This is a genomic window from Peribacillus kribbensis DSM 17871, assembly GCF_000430765.1.
Taxonomy (GTDB): domain Bacteria; phylum Bacillota; class Bacilli; order Bacillales; family DSM-1321; genus Paraperibacillus; species Paraperibacillus kribbensis.
In genome coordinates this window covers 379764-400405 of record NZ_KE387237.1, presented here as the reverse complement: position 1 = coordinate 400405, position 20642 = coordinate 379764, and the positions used below count along the sequence as shown (strand labels likewise).

The 20642-nt window shown below is 36.7% G+C and carries 21 protein-coding genes and 1 pseudogene; 14 read left to right on the top strand and 8 right to left on the bottom strand.

The genetic code is table 11. The annotated features are described in order from the left end of the window. Positions 1 to 5: 5 nt before the first annotated feature. Together H539_RS32825 and H539_RS31515 are read right to left on the bottom strand one after the other, a co-directional pair. Positions 6 to 1103: pseudogene (locus tag H539_RS32825) on the bottom strand (recombinase family protein); the annotation flags it as partial. A gap of 123 nt (positions 1104 to 1226) precedes the next feature. Next, positions 1227 to 1364 carry a hypothetical protein gene (locus tag H539_RS31515; RefSeq protein WP_155890033.1) on the bottom strand — a complete coding sequence of 46 codons (138 nt, stop codon included), beginning with the start codon at positions 1362 to 1364 and terminating at the stop codon, positions 1227 to 1229. Positions 1365 to 1885: 521 nt separating this feature from the next. On the opposite strand from H539_RS31515, the gene H539_RS0113185 reads away from it, so the two are divergent. Together H539_RS0113185 and H539_RS0113175 are read left to right on the top strand one after the other, a co-directional pair. After that, positions 1886 to 3139 carry a hypothetical protein gene (locus H539_RS0113185; RefSeq protein ID WP_026693903.1) on the top strand — a complete coding sequence of 418 codons (1254 nt, stop codon included), beginning with the start codon at positions 1886 to 1888 and terminating at the stop codon, positions 3137 to 3139. A gap of 711 nt (positions 3140 to 3850) precedes the next feature. Continuing rightward, complete coding sequence (locus H539_RS0113175) at positions 3851 to 4201, top strand: helix-turn-helix domain-containing protein (protein WP_026693902.1); 351 nt, start codon at positions 3851 to 3853, stop codon at positions 4199 to 4201. 245 nt (positions 4202 to 4446) lie between these two features. Here the strand turns inward: H539_RS0113175 and H539_RS32605 are convergent, their stop codons facing one another. From H539_RS32605 to H539_RS0113165, 3 genes are all read right to left on the bottom strand, one after another. Then, a complete protein-coding gene (locus H539_RS32605; protein ID WP_155890031.1) occupies positions 4447 to 4641 on the bottom strand; it encodes a hypothetical protein in 195 nt (64 codons plus the stop codon). A 70-nt stretch (positions 4642 to 4711) separates the two neighbouring features. Further along, complete coding sequence (locus H539_RS0113170) at positions 4712 to 5347, bottom strand: PH domain-containing protein (RefSeq protein WP_026693901.1); 636 nt, start codon at positions 5345 to 5347, stop codon at positions 4712 to 4714. 13 nt (positions 5348 to 5360) lie between these two features. Further along, positions 5361 to 6608: a YHYH domain-containing protein gene (locus H539_RS0113165; protein WP_155890029.1), complete on the bottom strand. Its 1248-nt coding sequence runs from the start codon at positions 6606 to 6608 to the stop codon at positions 5361 to 5363. 169 nt (positions 6609 to 6777) lie between these two features. Between H539_RS0113165 and H539_RS0113155 the strand changes: the two genes are divergently transcribed. The 7 genes from H539_RS0113155 (at position 6778) to H539_RS0113120 (ending at position 13960) form a co-directional block, all read left to right on the top strand. Beyond that, positions 6778 to 7056 carry an MBL fold metallo-hydrolase gene (locus H539_RS0113155; protein WP_026693899.1) on the top strand — a complete coding sequence of 93 codons (279 nt, stop codon included), beginning with the start codon at positions 6778 to 6780 and terminating at the stop codon, positions 7054 to 7056. A gap of 391 nt (positions 7057 to 7447) precedes the next feature. Beyond that, entirely contained in the window at positions 7448 to 8344 is an 897-nt protein-coding gene (locus tag H539_RS28495) for a tyrosine-type recombinase/integrase (RefSeq protein ID WP_342664012.1), read from the top strand. Continuing rightward, positions 8337 to 10301, top strand: coding sequence for a tyrosine-type recombinase/integrase (locus tag H539_RS0113145; RefSeq protein ID WP_026693898.1), 1965 nt, complete (start codon positions 8337 to 8339; stop codon positions 10299 to 10301). The genes H539_RS28495 and H539_RS0113145 overlap by 8 nt, the downstream gene beginning before the upstream one ends. Beyond that, positions 10291 to 10659 carry a DUF6262 family protein gene (locus tag H539_RS28490; protein WP_035322547.1) on the top strand — a complete coding sequence of 123 codons (369 nt, stop codon included), beginning with the start codon at positions 10291 to 10293 and terminating at the stop codon, positions 10657 to 10659. Before H539_RS0113145 ends, H539_RS28490 begins: the two co-directional genes overlap by 11 nt. Before the next feature lie 823 nt (positions 10660 to 11482). After that, complete coding sequence (locus H539_RS0113130; RefSeq protein WP_245602174.1) at positions 11483 to 11860, top strand: MerR family transcriptional regulator; 378 nt, start codon at positions 11483 to 11485, stop codon at positions 11858 to 11860. Positions 11861 to 12047: 187 nt separating this feature from the next. Then, positions 12048 to 13181 carry an NADH-dependent flavin oxidoreductase gene (locus H539_RS0113125; protein WP_026693895.1) on the top strand — a complete coding sequence of 378 codons (1134 nt, stop codon included), beginning with the start codon at positions 12048 to 12050 and terminating at the stop codon, positions 13179 to 13181. Positions 13182 to 13219: 38 nt separating this feature from the next. After that, positions 13220 to 13960 carry an SDR family oxidoreductase gene (locus tag H539_RS0113120; RefSeq protein WP_026693894.1) on the top strand — a complete coding sequence of 247 codons (741 nt, stop codon included), beginning with the start codon at positions 13220 to 13222 and terminating at the stop codon, positions 13958 to 13960. A gap of 702 nt (positions 13961 to 14662) precedes the next feature. Here the strand turns inward: H539_RS0113120 and H539_RS0113115 are convergent. Beyond that, positions 14663 to 15562, bottom strand: a complete 900-nt coding sequence (locus tag H539_RS0113115) for an AraC family transcriptional regulator (RefSeq protein WP_026693893.1) — start codon at positions 15560 to 15562, stop codon at positions 14663 to 14665. 216 nt (positions 15563 to 15778) lie between these two features. Between H539_RS0113115 and H539_RS0113110 the strand changes: the two genes are divergently transcribed. From H539_RS0113110 to H539_RS0113090, 5 genes are all read left to right on the top strand, one after another. After that, a complete protein-coding gene (locus H539_RS0113110) occupies positions 15779 to 16762 on the top strand; it encodes an aldo/keto reductase (protein ID WP_026693892.1) in 984 nt (327 codons plus the stop codon). A gap of 35 nt (positions 16763 to 16797) precedes the next feature. Continuing rightward, positions 16798 to 17649, top strand: coding sequence for an aldo/keto reductase (locus H539_RS0113105; RefSeq protein ID WP_026693891.1), 852 nt, complete (start codon positions 16798 to 16800; stop codon positions 17647 to 17649). 187 nt (positions 17650 to 17836) lie between these two features. Then, positions 17837 to 18424, top strand: coding sequence for an MBL fold metallo-hydrolase (locus tag H539_RS28485; RefSeq protein WP_081415875.1), 588 nt, complete (start codon positions 17837 to 17839; stop codon positions 18422 to 18424). A gap of 1 nt (position 18425) precedes the next feature. Next, on the top strand, positions 18426 to 18650 hold the full coding sequence (locus H539_RS0113095) for a DUF3006 domain-containing protein (RefSeq protein ID WP_026693890.1): 225 nt from the start codon (positions 18426 to 18428) through the stop codon (positions 18648 to 18650). Positions 18651 to 18821: 171 nt separating this feature from the next. Then, on the top strand, positions 18822 to 19058 hold the full coding sequence (locus tag H539_RS0113090) for a hypothetical protein (protein ID WP_026693889.1): 237 nt from the start codon (positions 18822 to 18824) through the stop codon (positions 19056 to 19058). A gap of 127 nt (positions 19059 to 19185) precedes the next feature. Here H539_RS0113090 and H539_RS0113085 read toward each other — a convergent pair whose 3' ends face one another. Both H539_RS0113085 and H539_RS0113080 read right to left on the bottom strand, forming a co-directional pair. Beyond that, positions 19186 to 19371, bottom strand: coding sequence for a hypothetical protein (locus H539_RS0113085; RefSeq protein ID WP_026693888.1), 186 nt, complete (start codon positions 19369 to 19371; stop codon positions 19186 to 19188). Positions 19372 to 19717: 346 nt separating this feature from the next. Further along, positions 19718 to 19954 carry a hypothetical protein gene (locus H539_RS0113080; RefSeq protein WP_026693887.1) on the bottom strand — a complete coding sequence of 79 codons (237 nt, stop codon included), beginning with the start codon at positions 19952 to 19954 and terminating at the stop codon, positions 19718 to 19720. Between the last annotated feature and the right edge of the window lie 688 nt (positions 19955 to 20642).

Here is a 20642-nt window from a genome sequence, read left to right as displayed (position 1 = left end):
ATAATAAATTCTTCCATTACATCGGTTCTAATACTCTTAGATGGACATTTTTCAATACCATCACCATATCTCTTAGGATTCAGGTTGGGACACCTATAGACTCCGTACTTTTTTTTCTCACCTGTTTTTTTATTTTCCCTTCCATTATAAGTTGTGCATTCCCATATACGTCCACAGTGTTTACAACGAATCATTCCTTTGAATAAATAGTCAAACTTTACATTTCCACGTTTCTTAATATTTTTGTTTCTTTGTTGTTGGGCCAATGCAAAAGTTTTCTCATCGACGATGGAAGGAACATTTACCGTAATCCAATCAGTCTCATCTCTAATTTTGTATGTTTTCTTCTGTTTACCTGCAGCTGTTCTTTCTCCCCATACTTTCTTTGTCTCACGTTTGTTATAGACATATTTTCCAATATAAATTTCTGATGTAAGTACCCTTCGAATGGAGGAAGCACTGAAGTTTTTACTCTCCGCTCTCTTTGGAATAGCACCTTCTTTTGAAAGTAGCTCGCCTATTTCTCTTAACGTTTTACCTTCAAGGTACCATTTGTAAATCTTCTTCACGAACCTCGCTTCTTCCTCATTGATGAAAAGCTCACTCTCTTTGTAATAATAGCCATAAGGGGCGACTCTCATTGGCATTATCTTTTTATCCTTTTCAACTGCTCGAAGGCGTCCACGCGTTGTACGTTTACGAATTTGAGCCAGTTCATACTGAGCAAATACAGAACGCATGTTGAAGAACATTTGTCCTTCAGGTGTATTTTGATAATCTGTGTCAATAAAGACAATTTCAACACCTTGTCGGTCCCATTCCTTGCAGACTATTAATTTATCGGTCAAATCCCTGGTTAAACGGTCTGGATCAGTGATGACGACCATGTTAATCACGCCATTAGCTGTATCATTACGTAACTCATTCATCATAGGCCGATCAATGTCCTCACCACTTCTCCCTTCTTCTCTATATACTTTTATGTCTGATGGTCGATATCCCATTTCTTTCACACGTCTCCGACATAAATCTTCCTGTGTATCTAAGCTGTATCCTTCCTCAGCCTGGTTTAACGTACTTACGCGTATATAGATACCTATCATAATAAAAAGCTCCTTAGAAAAAAGATTACTCAATTATATTCAATACTGACTTCGATATTAAAAGTATAGGGGAACTATAGATTTTTACATATGGGGAGAATAAATTACCATGAAAAAAACCGCTCACTTACTGGTGGCGGCTTTTTCCAAGGCTTTCTTAACGAGGAAAGTTGCTAAGATCAAGTGAACACTCTTAACATCGGTCTCATTAGTTTCTTTACCTGGGGTGGGTTGATAAATGAACTTTATTTCCTTAGCCATCTTCATCACCTCAAAACAAGGTATGAATATGGGAGTTTGTCCTATTACCTGTGACGGTTAATAAAATGATTGAGGAAATCATGGCTGTTAAATGGCCAACTTCCTGAATAAATTGCCCCAAGGGATAACGAATAAGAACAATCAACACCTTAGGACCTCTTTGAAGTCATTATATTTTGTTAGCTTTGCAACTTACTATTTAATTTAACCTTAATTGCAAAAATTCAACGTTAGCGAATTAAATCAATCTCCCTATGTGGAATAAGCTTCTCCCTTGCTCAGGATCTAGGAAATTGTACTTTAATAAGCCCAAAACTAATCGTCGAAAAGTTCCGTGTTTGCTCACGCTACCTAGACAGTAGCGAGGTTATATTTTTACGCATAGTAATCACTTTACTATACCTTTAACGAGGAGGGTTAATGAAGTATAACTACATATTAAAGGTAATTGGATTAATTCATGACGAATATACCCAAAAGATCTTGCAATTATAAAGTACAAAAGGAAGGAAATAATAATTATGAAGACTGTTTTAATTAAAGAGGAGCTAGAGTATTTGGATGAAGATATGAAATATTTATTCTTATCCTACCTTCACAAAAACCTTGAAGATTTTACAACAAACGGATGGAGTGGAAGTGGCCATTTTATAGATGATGAAGTTCATTCTTTAGATCATTTTGTAAACATAGATGAGATGACATTAAGTTTACCAGAGGGTTTTAAGGTGCCCGTGAAGTTTACAACAAACTGGATCAAAGGTAGTCTATTGGATTTGGAGGTTTCTACTAATATTAGTGAAACGAAATGGAATCTTTTGATTCAATACTTAAACAAAGCAATATCTAAATCGTTTGCTATGTTAACGGGTCAGAAAAAAGAAAAACATTTCTTTAGAGTTCGTTTTGGATATATCGGTCTACCTCTTGATGGTGCGTATTATATTTCAAATTTTAGAATTTCACCCGCTACTCAAGGACAAGGTTCTTTTATGGGTGAAAATTATATTTACCTAGATATGGATATAGACGGAATCAATTACTCCCATGCCCATTCAAGATTGCAAGTTTTCGCAAAGGAAGTAACATCAATTTTATCAGTTATTTTGAACACTGGGTTTTATAAAATTGAGTATGATAACCGATGGGTTCTTCTTTCTGAGAAGGAGCATGGTCGCTTCCAACTTGGATTTCACGATAACGAGCCGTACCCAAAATCGATGCCAATTAAAGACCCCAAAAAAGCTGGAACCTTTAGTGAAGACCTCAAAGAATATATTGAGAGTACACTAAATCAAAAAACGCTCCGCTTTCCGAGATCCATTAGAAAGTTGTTTAGAGCATATTATAGTCTTCCAACAGATGAACAAGAAGCATTTTTAAACGCTTCACGAATGTTTCAAATTTCTTTAACCGCAGGTCGAAAGTCGAGGACTGTAAGAGCTTCTTACCAACTTGCTGCTCTTGACGCACTTTCAAAGCCATATAGACAAAAAAGCAATAATAAAAACGCTATAATGACATTAACAGACGCGTTCTATTCACAGGGACAAGGAAAGAAAATTGGTGAGTTGTATGATTCAATTAGATCTGCCCATTTTCACCAAGGTTACTTCGATGCATCTGATATAAGTGGGTTAGAAATTCGTCCATTTTTAGGTCCTCATTGGTTAATACAAGAGATTGATTATTTATTCAATAATAATATTGTATTTATTATCTTAAATCGATGGTTATCTGAAAAAGTTACACAAGAAACGAAACACAGCGGATAAAAGTATAAAGGACTGAGTAATTATAGTGATTGTTTGCCATTTGAGTACCACAAATATCAAAAACTTATTGTTGATTACCTATATTCTTAAATGATTCAAGATATAAAGTTGGGTTTAACATTGAGCTGTTGGATTTATAAAAGGGCTGCTCACAAGCGGCCCTTAAAAATGCTTACTAATGGTAGACATCTGATTTATGGTCGATAAAGATCATATTTCCTTATTAGGAATATACACACGGTAATTTCACTTCCCGTTAATAAACCAAAATACATTTTGCTCTATACTAGCCAAAGTAATTTCTTTTGGGACAATCCTAGAGCCAGTATAATTACCTAAGAAAAAGCCGATCCTTTTTAAATTTGGTATAATTATCTCTACTTCAATATGGGCTACATCTGTTTTCATAGTACTGCATTAAGCATCCATCCCTTTCCTCTTTGTTTTATGGTTCAATACATATAGAAAACTGACTCTTTAAATATGCAAAGCCTGAAGTGAATTCTTATTACAAATGAATATGTTCATCCAGGAAGTCTAGGTTACTTATGGAACATGGGATAGAGACCCTAAAGGGCAAGGTCCCCTAGTGTCAAAGCATCTGAATAAATGAGGCAAAAATTCTGTCTGCGTGAAGGAGAACAGTTTGTACATATAGAAATAGACATTCTAGACATCCCAACCATTTAATTACCGGAGTGGAGGAAAAGAATGTTTCAAGATATGGGACACCGCATAAGATCTCTTCGAGAAAGTAAAGGAATATCATTAAATGACTTTGCAAAAGAATTAGGGGTATCGGCAGGCTGGCTTAGTCAGTTCGAGACTGGCAAAAAAGACACTATTGACCTTCCTACGTTGGAAAAACTTCAAGAGAAATTGGTCATATTCCCTTTAGCCCTAACAGAAAGCAGTACAGACAACCTATCTTTACGCTTTGAAAGATTACAACATCTGTACCGGAAATTAGATTATTCTAATCCAGAAGCAGCGGATTTTATTCTTAGTACTTTTGAAAGAGGAATTGAACACTTTTTGAAGTATGGCCTTTACGAGTCCTAGAGGCTCTCTTTTTTTGACTTAAAATCCTTATATTTATTACTTCCACTTAAAGATAATTATTGAAATGTAATCTAAACCAGTCTTTCAGTCTGGTGGTATTGCTAAGATCACTCTTATCCAATTAATAAATTTCTTTTTCATGCTAATTGATGGCTAACATGGCAAATAGTCCGAACGGTTCGTTTTTTGACTCATGGACAAAAGGCTGCCTAACTAGCCATACTTTCTCTAACTATGCACCGTTTTCAAATGGAAAGGGATTTAGGAATATTCCTAAATCCCTTCCTCTTCCTCTTCCTCTTCCTCTTCCTCTTCCTCTTCCTCTTCCTCTTCTCTTTAGTGCTTTTTATTAACATATTGTCCAAAAATATCCAACCAGTGGGAAGGGCTGGAAAAAGCATGTGTGTGGAAATAACCAAGTAAATGTTTTCTGTAGACAAAGTAGAGTAGCCTGATGGCTGCTTAATTAATACATATTTTCATACCTTAAGGTTATAACTAGCGAGCCCATTACGCTGTTTGAGTAGATAATTGCTTTATTAGATTCCCGACTCTTTTCATTTGAGCAGAATCGTAAATTTCATCAAACTCCAGCCGCTTTACCCCATACTGAATATAAAGCCCTCTTTCTAATACTCCATCTTTAAACCATGTGATATCACGAATGGTTTGGTACCGATATTTTTGAACCGTAGTTTGCCTGTCATCAAGAAACAATACCCTTTTATTGGTAATAATAAGATAACCCTTAATTTCCTTGTTCTTGGATTTATCGAATTCACAATGTACAAAGGTGAGGCCCTGTTCTCCTTGTTCAAAGATGTTGGTTCGCAATGAGTTAAAGAACGCAGGTTTTCGTTTCACTTCGTTGAACTCGTATTGGGTGTAATTTAATCTTTGGACATCCACTACATGAGAGAGCATAGCTAATACCCGCTGTTTCTCCTGTTCTTTTTGTGCTTCGACTGCCTGGTTTCTTTCCTGAACCCGCGAATGGCGATCCTGTTTTTTCTGGATTTTATATGCGGCTTTATTACCTCGATAAGTCCGTACCTTGTTTTTCACTGATTCTCTATCTTGTTTTCCTGAGAGGATTCTAACAAAGATATCCTCCACTGCGAAGCATACCTTCTGATAAACGCCCATCTTTTAAGCCCCCTTATTTAATCATTTTGCTTGCAACATAGAAACGTCTTCCAAGCCACCCGAACAAACCAAGACCAATCACCCCGCCAGCCGTCTGATGGTTATGTTTTCGATCCTTTGCACCTTTTTCATAATTGTATTTATAAATTGGCTTTGCATTCGAGTACTTTACTGGGACCTTATAAGCATCACCGTTTAATCCAGCTTGATAAGCAGCATCTGCGATTGTGTTTACTTTTGTATTAGACTTAAAGCCCGCTTTATACCAATCCACATACTTTTGAACACTAAAATTAGGCTTTTTATATGTAATCATTTGAAAGGCTCCATTGTATCCTTGTTTAACATAAATAGCTTTTAATTCTTGTTGTCCTTTGTTGTATCCTTGTTCATAAGCATTTATAAATTTTAGATTTTTAGGGACATTTAATTTATCAGCTTTCCCATCCTTCAATCCTTGAGCCGCATATTCTTTTTTCTTTTCTTCATCCTTTGCTGCTCTTGCTCGGTTAAAACCATCTTGAAAGGAAGACTTTAGAGGTTGGATAGAGGTATATTTTTGAGGTATTGAGATCTTCTCCTGTTTCATCCCCAGCTTGTATCCTTCATCGGTAGCTGCTATTTTCTGTGTCGAAAGTAGTTCGCTTCCTTCCTTATATCCTTTGTCATATCCCTCAGTGAAACCATCTTGATAAGCGTCTGAACCGTTTGTTGTAGAATTGCTGGAAGCACCTTTTTTACCAGATGCTAATCCAGCTGCATACCCTGCATTTTGTCCTTTGGCTTTATCTTGCTCAGCTATTTTCTCTGCCTGTGCTTCTTCTTTGGCAGCCATTTGAGCAGGACTATTGTTTATCTTACTCGTATCGTAATCACTGGGGACTTCACAGGGTATTCCATCATCCACCGTATTTCCCCATCCATCCAAGCGTTCTGGATCATTGGTTGCAGAGTATCCCTTAGAATTCCAGTATTCCACTACTTCATCATAGCTGGAGAAATCTGAACAATCTTTATCGAAGGAGTAATTGGAGCTTGAACTTGAGTTACCAGAACTTGAATCATCAGAAGATGAACTACTCGAACTGGAACTTGCACCATTATGATAATGATACTCCCCATTTTGCAGCCCCCATTTTGCACAGTTCGTATGGCATGTATGACCACCTTTTGCATCAGTCCGACCTGGATGGGCGTATGTAGTGTTTTGAGCTAGAAAAAAAATAAGAATGACTGCACAGAATGAAATAATCTTTCTCATCCATTAATCCCCTATCTGTAATTATTTTACCAATACTATTTTACTAGTTTAGCAGCATGACTATTAGTATATTTTTTAAAATGTAAAAAATTACTAAACATTTTCACAACTTTTGTATAGCCTGTTCTAATCAAGCGTGGTAACTTTATTTCGGGAGGTTGGAAGAAAAATGAAAAAAATAAATATTATTCTAAGTTTTATCCTATTTGTGTCCCTGCTTGGAGGGCTGTCATATACCAAAGCAGCTACTAGCACCCTTTCGGTTCATGTCATAAACGTAGGGCAAGGGGATTCCATTTTCATAAAGGCACCTACTGGGGAGACTGTATTAGTTGATGCCGGAAAGTCTGGAACTGCTGTAGTAAATTACTTAAAAAAACAAAAGGTTTCCACACTCACAGCGGTTGTTTCTACTCATCCAGATGCTGATCATAACTGGACTCTCTAATTTCATTATCCACAACGTAAACATAGAAAAAATATGTTTATTTTTTTTGTCTTTTAATAAAGGATATTTTAATAACTTTATCAATTATACATAGTGAACACAGTAAACAACGTATATCGATGTTTCTTTGTTTGGCTGTAACTTGATAAGGGGGAGTTTGGTGAGAGTGGAAGAAGTTGTTTTGCCCAATGGCAAAATCCGATATATGCTCGTTAACACAGAAGGTCATCCGGTAGAAATCGTATTAAGATTTCTTCAGTTTAAGGACATGACTAATTCAGCTCGGAACACCCTACGTGCTTATTCTTACCATTTAAAGTTGTTTTTTGAATTCATGGAGTAAGAAAAAATTGAATTTCAAAAAGTGAACATAGATGATATGGCTCAGTTCATGAGCTGGTTGAAAAATCCGTATGGAGATAATAAAGTCACGTCGTTGGTTGCCCAATCACAGCCCAGAAAACCAAGAACCATTAATACTATCTTAAACACCGTAACTAATTTTTATGATTATCTGATGAGGCATGAAGAATTCAATCTCAGCTTATCTAAGAATTTGAAAACTCAAATTTCAGGTTCCAAACGGGGGTTTCGTGATTTCTTATACCACATAAACAAAAGCAAAACTTATACTGCCAACGTTTTCAAAGTTAAGGTGCCGAAATCTCGACCTAAAACCATAAAAAAAGATGATGTCGTCAAAATCATTGATGCTTGCTCGAATGTAAGAGATCGGTTCTTAATACAGCTTTTGTGGGAAAGTGGTATACGAATAGGAGAAGCATTGTCTTTATGGCTTGAGGATTTTGAAATTGATAGTAAGCGGATTGTCATTAATAATCGCGGAGAGTTAGCAAACGGTGCGAGCATTAAAACTATTGGAAGCGAAAGAAAAGTAGATGTTTCTGATGATTTAATGAATCTGTATTTTGAATACATAGCCGAGATTCACGATGATGAAGTGGATACGAATCATGTATTTATCAAACTGTCCGGAAATGAAAAGAACCAGCCTTTGGATTATGATTCGGTCATTGCGTTATTCAAACGCCTAGAAGTAAAAACCGGTGTTCAGATCACTCCCCATATGCTGAGGCATACTTCCCTAAACGAATTAAGAAAAGCCGGCTGGAAAAACGAACACCTAATGAAGCGGGCTGGGCATAAAAATATTCAAACTACGATGAATTTCTATATGCATGTGGATGATGAAGAGCTTAAAGAAGAATGGGAAAAAACTGAAGCGAACTTAAGACTAAACAAAAATAAGGAGTGTAAAGATGATTGAAAAGTTTTTGTTTGCAGAAAACGAGCAAAAAAGAGTTAATAAATTTTCGGCACTTCTTGTTGGTAGTTTTAAAAAAGATGAGTGGGATATTAACGACCCATTTTTCGGTGAATTTCTGGAGAAAGATCCTGAACTATCTCGTAGAAAACAATGCAAATTTTTGGTGGTACAAAACGTTTATATCAGGCAAGAACTGAAGGCTTATTATGCGTATGCACTGACAAATAAGCTGCTGAAAATCGACAGTGTTTTCACATATGGTACAAGTCTCGTTCAATTCTCTGGTTTTATCGAACAGTACTACCCCGGTTTAAAGAGTATAAATTCAATTGACCTCGAAAAAGCAACCTTCCAATACAGCACCTACCTTATTGAAAAAGATTACCGCATTAAAGCCGGTAGTGGTAAACAAAGAAACGCATACCTGACGGTATTATTCCAGCTCTATAATTTCATCTTTAAATTTTATGATGACAGAGATGAATTCGAAAAAGATATATGGGATTGCCGCAATATTCCTGGTGCAAAAATAGCGGCTAATCACTCGGACCATTTACTGAACTTTGAAGAGATTCCCAAACCATTTAAGCCAATGGTGAAAAGATACCTCAAAATAAGATTATCGAGATTTGTTCAAGGTACCTGCTCTCACGATTTAAGAGCAGTTCGCCGCTTTATGTTATTCATTCATAAGATTCATCCGAATTGGTCTGATTTGCAACAGCTATCTCGTGCTGATATTGAGCAATTCGTCTCTCATCTTGTTGGACAAAGTCTATCAAATCGAACAAAAAATTCTCAGCTAAATGCAGTCCGGGCGATGCTTGAATACATTCAACGTGCAGAATACACTGAGGCACCCATAAAGCCTGCGTACACATTGATTTTCCCAGAAGACATGCCAAGAATTTACAACAAAAAGGAAGATGATATTAAATATATACCGGAAGACGTTTTACTTCAATTAGAAGCGAACTTGCAAAATTTACAACCAACTAATTATATTCCTATGGTTATGCTTCTAAGAGCCACCGGCTGGAGAATATCGGATATCTCTAACCTCCGGTACGATAAATGTTTAGAGAAAATAAATGACGGCTGGTATTTATGCGGGGATATCGTTAAGACCGGAAATTTGAATCATAGAGTACCTATTACTGAAGAAGTGGCGGCAGTGGTTGCAACCGTTATTCAAGAAACGAAAAGCAAGAGTGACGAAACAAATAACCCTGAAAAGTATCTTTTTGTTCGTTTCTCCGGCACGCGTATGGGAAGACCGCCATCTAGCCGAGATGTTTCAGCGGCATTAAATGTCCTGGCAAAAAAGCATAACATTGTGGATAACGAAGGCAATCTCTTTCGTTTTGGTAATCATGCGTTTCGCCATACCAAAGCCGTTGAAATGATAAACAATGGCATGAATATTATCCATCTTCAAAAATGGCTTGCCCATAGCTCACCCGAAATGACCTTGGCTTATGCAAGAATCCTAGATACGACACTAAGGGAATCCTGGGAAAAAGTGACAAAAAAAGGTCTGTTTCGCATCAACGAATCCGGGACGGCTGCAGAAATAAACCCTTCGGATGTTGAAAGAGAAGATATCATTGAATGGGAATATATCAGGCATAATTTAGACGCCGTGCGAATGGATCTGGGTTATTGTACGAAGCCGCTTAAGCAGCCCTGCCCTACTCAAATCAATCCATGTTTGACCTGCCGGAGCTTCTGCACAACACCTGATTTTGCCAGCGAGTTCGAAAAACAAATCAATGATACGAAGCAAATTATAGAAAAAGGCAAAACACTTAATCGACCTCATTGGGTTGATAAAAACGAAGAGAAATTAAAACGGTTGGAGCCTATATACGAGTCAATTAAAAAAGGGTCTGTACATCAACTGGGCGGAAAGAAAAACAGGGAATATACCAGAGAGGAGAGAAAAAGTGGCAACTGACGTAAAACGAAATACAAATGGTTTAAAGCAACATGCTGAAATCAAGAAGCGGCTTTCACTAGAAAAGGTTGAACAAGCCGTTCAAAAAATGATTAAAAATAAGGAAAAAATCAATTTTAATGCTGTTGCTGATGCGTCAGGTGTGTCAAAATCTTATCTATATAAAAATGAAGATGTTCGGGAGCGGATAGTACAATTAAGAGAGCAGCAAGAAGGACTTCCCTCCCCCAAACAGATGAAAACTGAAATGACCAATAAGAGCAAAGATATTTTAATGGCTGCAAAAAACAAAAAAATAAAGCAATTAGAAGAAGAACTCCTTTCGATAAAAGAAGAATTAAAGAATTACGGGGACTAATTTATGAGAAGGGTTTGGAACAATAAATCGTTTACGGATTAACGGCATTGAACAATAGGTCCGTAATTAAGATTGGATGGCTGCTTCGGCAGCCCTTTTTTGTTGTTTTACTAACGGATAGGTTTGTTTAATTAGATATCAGAACATTCAGTATTTATTGTATAATTGGAATTAAAACTATGTAAGGAAAGTTTATGATAATAAATGCAATAACACCTATGTATAACCTAATATATAGTGATCTCATAAGAACCCGGGGGGAAGACTATGAGGAAGTTTAAATCAAAAATGAAATGGTCACAAATGATATTAACAGCATTTTTAGGTGCAACTATTACCACTATATCGGATTTTTTTATTCACTGGGAACATCCTATAATTGCTGCAATCTATTATTTCGTAACTTTTATGGTCTGTGCTTATATCTCTCAATTAATAATTAAAGTTGAGAAGTAAATTGTTTATATATAAAACTGTTCTGTAGAGCTATTAAAATACCGACTGTACATATTGTACTAAACGGGTGCATTACTTTAAGATCATGGCTGCCATAGGGTGGCTTTTTTTTTTACTAACAGAGCAGATGAGTTTTTGAAGAAGGGATAGGCTAATTTCAAAAAGGGAAATTCGTAGTATTGGTGAGTTTTCCTTTTTATTCGCCAATACGAAGAACGAAATAGTTTTTAAAAGATAGTTAACTCGTTATATGCAGGGATTAAATTCTCTTGACTTAGAGTAAACTCTAAGTATTAATCTTACTTTGTGTCACAGTCACAAAGTAAAAGAAGTGAAAACAGCCAGATCAGAGTTAATGGAGGTAAGTATGTTGGCATATTCTATTGGAGAATTTTCTAAAATGGTTGGGTTAAGCGGTTATACATTAAGGTTTTATGAAAAAGAAGGATTAATAAAAGTAAACAGAGACGAGAACAATGTCAGAATCTATTCGGATGAAAATAAATTATGGATTGAATCATTGCTCCATCTAAAAAATACAGGGATGTCACTAAAAGATATGAAAAAATTTGCCATGTGGGGACATGGTGGGGATGAAACAATGGAAGACAGGTTAACATTACTTAAAAATCATCGCAAAAAAGTATTGGAAGATTTGGAGGAGCTTCGTCAAAGTTTAGAACATCTGGATAATAAAATAAATTTTTATGAAAATGAATTAGGAGACTGTTTCTCTGAAAATTAAGCTGCCAGTTGTTTTTTTTATTTGCGTTTCTTTAATCCACCGTTTACAGACACCGGTCGAAATAAAAAAATACTTGCTTTAGAGTGCACTATAAGGAGTAGTCTGTTCTTGCACCCATGAAGGTTATAAATCCTTTACAAAGAGAAATTAGATAGATGAATACTATTTTTTAGAAAGAGGTTAAAAAATGAATGTAAAATATAGCAACATACTTGAATCCTTCACATTAAAAAATGGAATCACCCTTAAAAATAGAGTCGTTATGGCACCTATGACCACTTGGTCCAGTAATGACGATTACACTATTTCAGATGATGAAGTGAACTATTACAAAAAGCGAGTGAATGGCGTAGGTCTAGTTATAACAGGGTGTACGCATGTACAACCAAACGGTATAGGTTTTACGAATGAATTCGCAGCTTATGACGATACATTTATTCCGAGTCTACGTAAATTGGCTAATGCAGCGAAAAGCGGAGGAGCACCTGTGTTACTACAGATTTTCCATGCAGGTAACAAAGCACTGCCGGCTTTAACTCCAGATGGTGAAGTGGTTAGTTCTAGTGCTGTAGAGACTGAAGCTACTGCATTTGCTCCTCCCGTATTACCTAGGGAACTTTCACACGATGAAATATTGGAAGTAATTCATGAGTTTGGAGAAACAACAAGACGAGCCATTGAAGCTGGTTTTGATGGGGTTGAAATTCATGGTGCACACGGATTTTTACTTCAGAACTTCTTCTCTCCTTTCTTCAATAGACGTGAGGATGAATGGGGTGGCTCTCTAGAAAATCGCTTACGTTTCCCACTTGCAGTCATTCAAGAAATGAAAAATGTCATTAAAAAACATGCAACAAAACCGTTTATTTTAGGATACAGAATATCTCCTGACGAACATGAAGAAGGCGGTTTGAGAATGAAAGATACCTATGAGTTAATTAATCGTCTTATTGAAGCAGATGTTGATTATGTACATGCTTCATTGGCTGATGCTCTTTTTTCAAAACCAGTCGACGGTCAAGATGAAAAAACGTACCTTGAATTAATTGTTGAACATGTAAACGGCAGAGTTCCTGTAATGGCTGCTGGTTCTATGGTTACTCCAGATGATGTTGCAACAGCTTTAGCTAAGGGTCTATCCTTAGCAGCGGTTGGTCATGGGTTGATCATGAATCCCGACTGGGTTGAAAAGGTTCAAAGCGGACAAGAATCTGAGATTCATACAACTATAAAGGCTTCTAAGGCTAGTGAGCTTGAACTTCCGGAAAAACTTTGGAATGTAATTCAAGCATCAGGTCCATGGTTTAAAATCGAAGAATAATTTTACAACTTTTTTATTAAGAAAGGATGTTATTTAATATGTCTAATATTCTAGATAAGGTGGTCATTATTACAGGTGCCTCTAGTGGGATTGGAGAAGCTACTGCAAAAGAACTTGCATCTAAAGGTGCGAAGTTGGTATTGGCGGCTCGTCGAGAAGAACGATTAATGAAATTACAAGAAGAGATTCAAAATAATGGCGGTCAAGCTATTTATAAAGTGACGGATGTTGCCTCCCATGAACAAATGGAGGAGTTAGCGGAATATACTCTTAGAGAGTTGGGAAACATTGATGTAATGGTCAATAATGCAGGAGTAATGCCGCTATCACCTGTTCATAAGAGAAAAATTAATGAATGGGATACGATGATTGATGTGAACATCAGGGGTGTACTTTATGGTATTGCCGCTGTTCTTCCGTCTATGAGAGAAAGAAAAGAAGGACATATCATTAACGTTTCCTCGATTGCTGGTCACTTAGTATTCCCTGCTAGTGCAGTTTATAGTGGCACAAAATTTGCTGTACGAGCCATTACAGAAGGTCTTCGTATAGAAGAGGCTAGCAACAATATTCGTACAACCATTATCTCTCCTGGAACTATTTCTACAGAATTACTAGAAGCCATTTCAGACCCAGAATTAAAATCTGCAATCGTTGAGGATAGTAAAATTGGTATCGAGCCTGCAAGCATTGCTCGTGCCGTATCATTTGCTATTGAACAACCATCAGATGTAGCGATTAATGAGATGATAATTCGTCCAACCATTCAGGAACTCTAATAAAAGAATGGTGTACTGAGGCAGCCTCATTTTTTTGAGGCTTCTTCTTCATTACATAATACGTTGTACATAATTAAATATTTTAGAAATAGCTTAAATCAGTTATATATGGAAAAGGACTTATTTGTATTGTCGTCAACTAGATGACTGGATCTCTTTGTGAAAAATTACACTTAAACTCCCATGAAAATAAAAACTGGAAAAAGGCATACAAAAATAGACCCAGAAAAACAAGTTTTTAAAAAGAGGCTGGGCCTCATGAAAGTTAGATATAAAATTGGTCGTACATGACTTGAATATTCTGGCCCTTCTCGTTGGAGTAAAATAAGTGCAGCTGGAGCAACAACCAGAATTAGGATTAATCTCCCATGAGTGCTACCCATCAAGGGTGCGACAGTCGGTGGTACACCGTGGTCGTTGGAGTCAGACTAACGGATGGGCTCTAAGGCACCATAGTTCAAAGACCTTCTTCTCCAGCATTAAACAGTATAGTCTGCACAACCTATTTTCATTCTCTGTGGTGAATCGCTGATCTGTGCGATTCATGGATGGCTAATGGGTGCGTTAGTTGAAGAACGTATGGCTGCTTCGGCAGCTTTTTTACTGTTTGCCTAAAGGCATTGGAAAAGGTCTATACAGAGGGCAGAATGAAAAAATGCATTAATCCATAGGTATGATTTAATGCACTTTTTATACATAAATTCATGTTTTTACCCTGAAGCGTTTTATATCCTCTATAGGTGGAAATCCAAACATACGTGAATACTCACGGCTGAATTGGGACGGACTTTCATATCCCACACGAAATGAAACATCAGCAGCGTCTGTTGATTCAGACAATAGCAAGCGGCGGGCTTCCTGTAGTCTAAGTTGTTTTTGGAACTGAATAGGACTCATACCGGTAACCTCTTTGAAGTACCTATAAAACGAAGGAACACTCATATTGGCTAGATTCGCAAGTTTTTCTGATCGAAAGGAGTCATCATAATGGTTAATGATGTACTCAATAACATCTCTAATTCGATAGGTAGAACTGCCTTGTACCGCAGCTTGTTTAAGCATTCCTCCATGTTTCCCCTGCAGAACCCTGTATAGGATTTCCTTTATGAATAAAGGAGCAATTACCGGGATATCTTCTGGGCTGTCCAGTAGACGAACTAACCTGATTACCGCATCGAGCATGGAAGAATTTATACTGTTCACATACATAGCACGTTCGGTCTTTTCTTTTGATACAGATGCTAAATCAGAGTTGCGAAGAACCTCCAAGATTTGTTCGTGTGAAAATTCAAGTTTAAGACCTAAATATGGAATATCAGATGAAGCCTCCATTACTTGACCAGTAATCGGCAAATTAACAGAAGTGATGAGGTAATCCGTAGGACTGTACTCATATCGCTCCTGTGCTAACCATATCTCCTTTTTTCCTTGTGCCACAATACATAAAGAAGTATTGTGAACTCCATGACTTGGTCCTATCGCATTAGAAAAACGGGAGAAAAATAGACCGGGAATAGCTGTTTGTCGAGAACCATCATCTATGGAATATACCTTAATTAAATCGGCAAGCTCTTCCTGTTGTTTATAAATAAGTTGAGACATAAAATCTCCCCTATCCTTATTGTAGTTAGTTTATTATAAAGCATATTTCTAACTTGTATAATAGATATGATAAAAATAGGCAATCATTTGAGAAGATTGAGATATCACATGTTTTTTTGGTTGTTTCATAATAAGGATACCCAAGCTATTCTTTATTATGGGTGTACTAGAATCCGGATCCCTACGATTCAAGGGAGTGAGAAAGGAAGATACGTCATGCAAAAACGGAAATTAGGTAATACTGGTCTTGAGGTCTCTGCAATCGGACTAGGTTGCATGGGAATGAGCTACGGTTATGGTCAGACTCACGATAAGAAAGAGATGATTTCTCTAATTCATGCGGCGGTTGACCGTGGCGTTACTTTCTTCGATACAGCTGAAGTATATGGTCCATATATAAACGAAGAGTTGGTAGGTGAAGCACTTGAACCATTTAAGGGAAATGTGGCTATAGCTACTAAATTCGGTATTAAAATGGAAAACGGCAAGCAAGTGCTAGACAGTAAGCCCGAGCATATTAGGCAATCAGTGGAGGGTTCACTTAAACGTCTCAGAGTAGATTGCATTGACTTATACTATCAGCACCGGGTGGATCCCAATGTTCCTATCGAGGAAGTAGCGGGACTAGTACAAGAGCTGATAAAGGAAGGGAAAGTAAAGTGCTGGGGGCTTTCTGAAGCTGGGGTCGATACGATTCGTCGTGCACACGCGATTCAGCCGCTGACAGCTATTCAAAGTGAATACTCTATGATGTGGAGAGTTCCCGATCTAGAACTTTTGCCTACGCTTGAGGAGCTAGGTATTGGCTTTGTTCCATTTGCACCGTTAGGAAAAGGTTTTCTTACCGGGAAAATGGATAAAAATACAACATTCTCCGCTTCTGACTTCCGCAGCATTGTTCCTCGCTTCAAGTCGGAGAATCTTGAAGCAAATCAAGGTTTGGTTAATTTGATAAAAACTATTGCGGAAGAGAAAAATGCATCGCCTGCTCAAATTGCACTTGGATGGGTCCTCGCACAAAAACCATGGATTTGTCCAATTCCTGGAACCACTAAATTAGAGCGTTTGGAAGAAAATCTTGGTGCAGTGAAAGTAGAACTGACAACGGAGGAGCTAACTAATTTGAACCAAGCCCTCTCGAAGATTAAGATTTTGGGAGATCGCTATCCGGCGGAATACGCAAAAAGGGTAGGTAAATAACAGACATTCTATATTGATAAATAGGAGGATATTATATGCAAAAAGTCACTTTAAATAATGGTGTTGAGATGCCTATTTTAGGTTTTGGGGTTTTTCAAATTCAAGATCAAAATGAATGTGAACAAGCTGTTTATGACGCTATCATGGCAGGATATCGTCTGATAGATACTGCTGCCTCTTACCAAAATGAAGAAGCAGTGGGAAGAGCAATCAAACGTAGTGGTGTTCCGAGAGAAGAATTGTTTATTACTACCAAACTCTGGGTTCAGGATGCAGGTTATGAGAGCACAAAGAAAGCATTCGTAAAATCACTGGAAAGACTTCAACTGGATTATTTGGATTTGTATTTAATTCATCAGCCCTATGGCGACGTTTTTGGATCATGGCGTGCGATGGAGGAGTTATATCGTGAAGGAAAAATCAAGTCTATTGGAGTAAGTAACTTCCATTCAGACCGCCTAATTGATTTAATCATTCATAATGAAGTGGTTCCTGCGGTTAACCAGGTTGAAACACACGTTTTCAACCAACAAAAAGAAAGTGCTCAATTCATGAAAGACAACAATGTTCAGATAGAGTCTTGGGGACCATTCGCTGAAGGAAAAAATAACATGTTCCAGAATGAAACTCTAGTGTCCATAGCTGAAAAGTATAATAAATCCGTTGCTCAAGTGGTTTTACGCTGGCTGACACAAAGAGGAGTTGTTTCAATTCCAAAGTCTGTCCGTAAGGAAAGAATCATCGAAAACTTCAATATCTTTGACTTTGATTTAAGCCAAGAGGATATGGAACGAATCACAACGTTAGACACCAAAGAGAGTTTATTCTTTTCTCATAGAGATCCTGAAATGGTTAAATGGATTGGTACCCGTAAACTTGATATTTAATGCTTTGTATCCACATGGACAAAAAAGTCGACTTCCTATAGGAACTTCGGCTTTTTTCTTGGCATACAATTTGATAACTTATTGATTGTGAATAATTACACTTAAACTAATGGGTGCATTAACTTTGTACATATGTATACAGAGTGAAAACATTGAGATATCAATGATTATATAAGGCTACGTCTAGATAACTGATCATATTGGTGGTTTAGATGAGGTAATTAAAGCATTTAATGTTAAATCTGTTTATGCACCAAAGGTGTCTCATACCACACAAGCATTTAAAAACTTTCTTACTGCAGTTAAGAGTAAAAAGCTGACCATAAAAACGGCACAAAACGGTGTCATTATTCCTGATAAAGATAAGAATACAGAAATAAAATTTATTGCTCCTGTAAAAACATACGCACAGTCTGATTTAAACGACTGGAGTGGCGTACTAATGGTTAAGCATGGAGCTAAAAAGTTCTTATTAACAGGAGATGCCGAATTCAAATCGGAAAATGACATGATGGCTAAAAAGTTAATATCCAAAGTAGATGTGTTAAAAGTTGGACATCATGGAGCAAATACTTCAACCAGTGCCAAGTTTTTAAGCATTGCCAGGCCTACTTACACGGCTATCAGTGTAGGCAAAAATTCATATGGGCACCCAACAGCGGAAACCATCAAAAGGCTGAATGCTGTTAAGACTAAAATTTATAGAACGGATAAAAGCGGAAATATTATTTTTACCTCGAATGGCAAGACAATTACAGTAAAGACGGTGAAATAATATGAGTAAAAAGCGTAAGGGAGTCATTGACCGATTTGAGGGTGATATTGTTGTGGTTGAGATCAGCGGGGAAACATTCGATTTCCCTAAGGATATGTTCCCTGATGAAGCTGCAGTTGGTGATGTAGTTGAAATAACAGGTGAGAACGTAAAAGTTCTTAAAGAAGAAACAATGCAACTGAGAAAAGAGATTGACGATCTTATGGCCGATGTTTGGGAAGATTAACTTTTATCATATACTTTTTAACCCCTTCAGGAGGAAGGGGTTTCTTTATGCCTTATGTATTTAAATCTAAATAACCCCGGTTTTCTTAGTAAAAAACTTTATAAATAAGAACATACTTTCGTATAATGTTATAATGATGAGATATTAATTATGATTTTAGGATGATGTTTAATGACAATTAATATTGAAGTTACTTTAAGGGTGAATGGATCAATCTCATTGCAAAGAGGACCGTTTCCTATACATAAAAGAAAATTCAATGAAAATCCTGATAAGGAAGCGGCTTTAGCAGCTTTTACGTGGATTAAATTATTGAGGAGGAAATCTGGGTATTTTTATGATGCTGAACTTGTTAAAGTTATTTATGACGGTGAGAATGACATAACAGAATTAGTACGTAAATTATAACAGCCATTTGTACTTTCAAATCAGTTTAGCTAATAAACCAAATTAATGCCTTTAAATTGGAGTTCAATACGTGCTGGCTGGCATATTATTTATTTTTGTGCGTTTTTCTATTTGAGAAAAAATGAATTCAATGAAGATATTCCTTTTCAAACAGGCCAAACCGGCTCCTAATATTATCAAGTGTATCTATTCCTTTAATTAAATGATTGGGTAAATCAAAACACTCTTCATGCCGTACAAAGTTGAATTCATCCAAAACTACAACGTCATCATCCTCCAATTCAACATGACAAAACCCGCAGCACAATCTCATAGACATTCTCCTTAGTTTAAATTAAAAATTAAATTAATAGTTAAATTCTATCATATTTGTTAATAAAATACACAAAGATTAAATTCTTAGTTCTTATTAACTGGAGATGCCGAATTCAAAACCTAAAATGAATATGCCTACAATAGATGTGTGCCAAACAGGAAATACCTTAACTCCTTCAAAATTTCCAACTAGATCTGTCATTTTTACCCCATAAAAATAAGTTTATTTATTGCCGTAATTTGGGTCTACTAAGCCAGATTCTTTTGCTACCTTGGTGCCGGAAGTCGTATAATACCCCTACCAGGGAACATGCGGTCACCCGACTTCAAGTGATTACAATTATTTATCTAATTACTTTGTATTGAATGTCAAACAAGTAAATATTTTTCTCCTGGTCGACAAGTTTCACTTCATTTCCATCACGCCACTCTATTCTTGCTTGATAGTCTGAAATCCTTTCAAGAATTTGCATTTCAAGGTCATTCTCTGCTGCGAGTAAACTGTGATACACATCTACAAAAAACTCTTTTTCACCAGAATCTAAAATATTTATCTCCTTCAAAACGTAAACCTCTTCCAACAAAGGCCCTCCTTTATAATTGACTTGAGCATTTAACAATAGGTTAGTGAAAAAAGTAAATAATCCTTTTAGTTTTTTCTAAACGATATGGATGTTTAAACAATGCAAAAAACCCACAGGGATTATACCTGTGGTTTCTTACATCACCATCAACAATATCACGCAACAAATGATTTTCTCATCCTTTGACAAACCTATCTAATTCTTCATGAGTATGCTTAATTGAAAAATTCTTTCCATAGGGCTTTCCTTTATCTAAAAAAGCCTAAACTTCACTTTCTCCTTTAGCAATATCTATACCCACAACTGGGTTCATTCTTTCTCCTCCTCTTTGCATATTTACCAGTAACCCCTTTTTCCTCCAAGTAGTATTATAGCTTCGCTTGTTATACGAGATCTAAGTCACAACCAGCCTCAAACATATTTCTACAAGTAGGGGGTGAACAGTTTAGCTGACGAGATCTATGTCCCACGCCCCCGTACGTTCTACCCTGGCTACTGATAGCTTAAATTGAAATAAAAAAAGTTCAACTAGAAAGTTCTGGATGAACTATAATAATACGAACGCACCCGTTAGGTTAAGAAAGTAGTAAGAACCCCTTGTGTTCAATACTTACTGGTTAATTTTTCCCTGTTTTATTTAATGTGTAATGGGTATAATGTATTAAATTTTTGCTTAGAGAGCGTG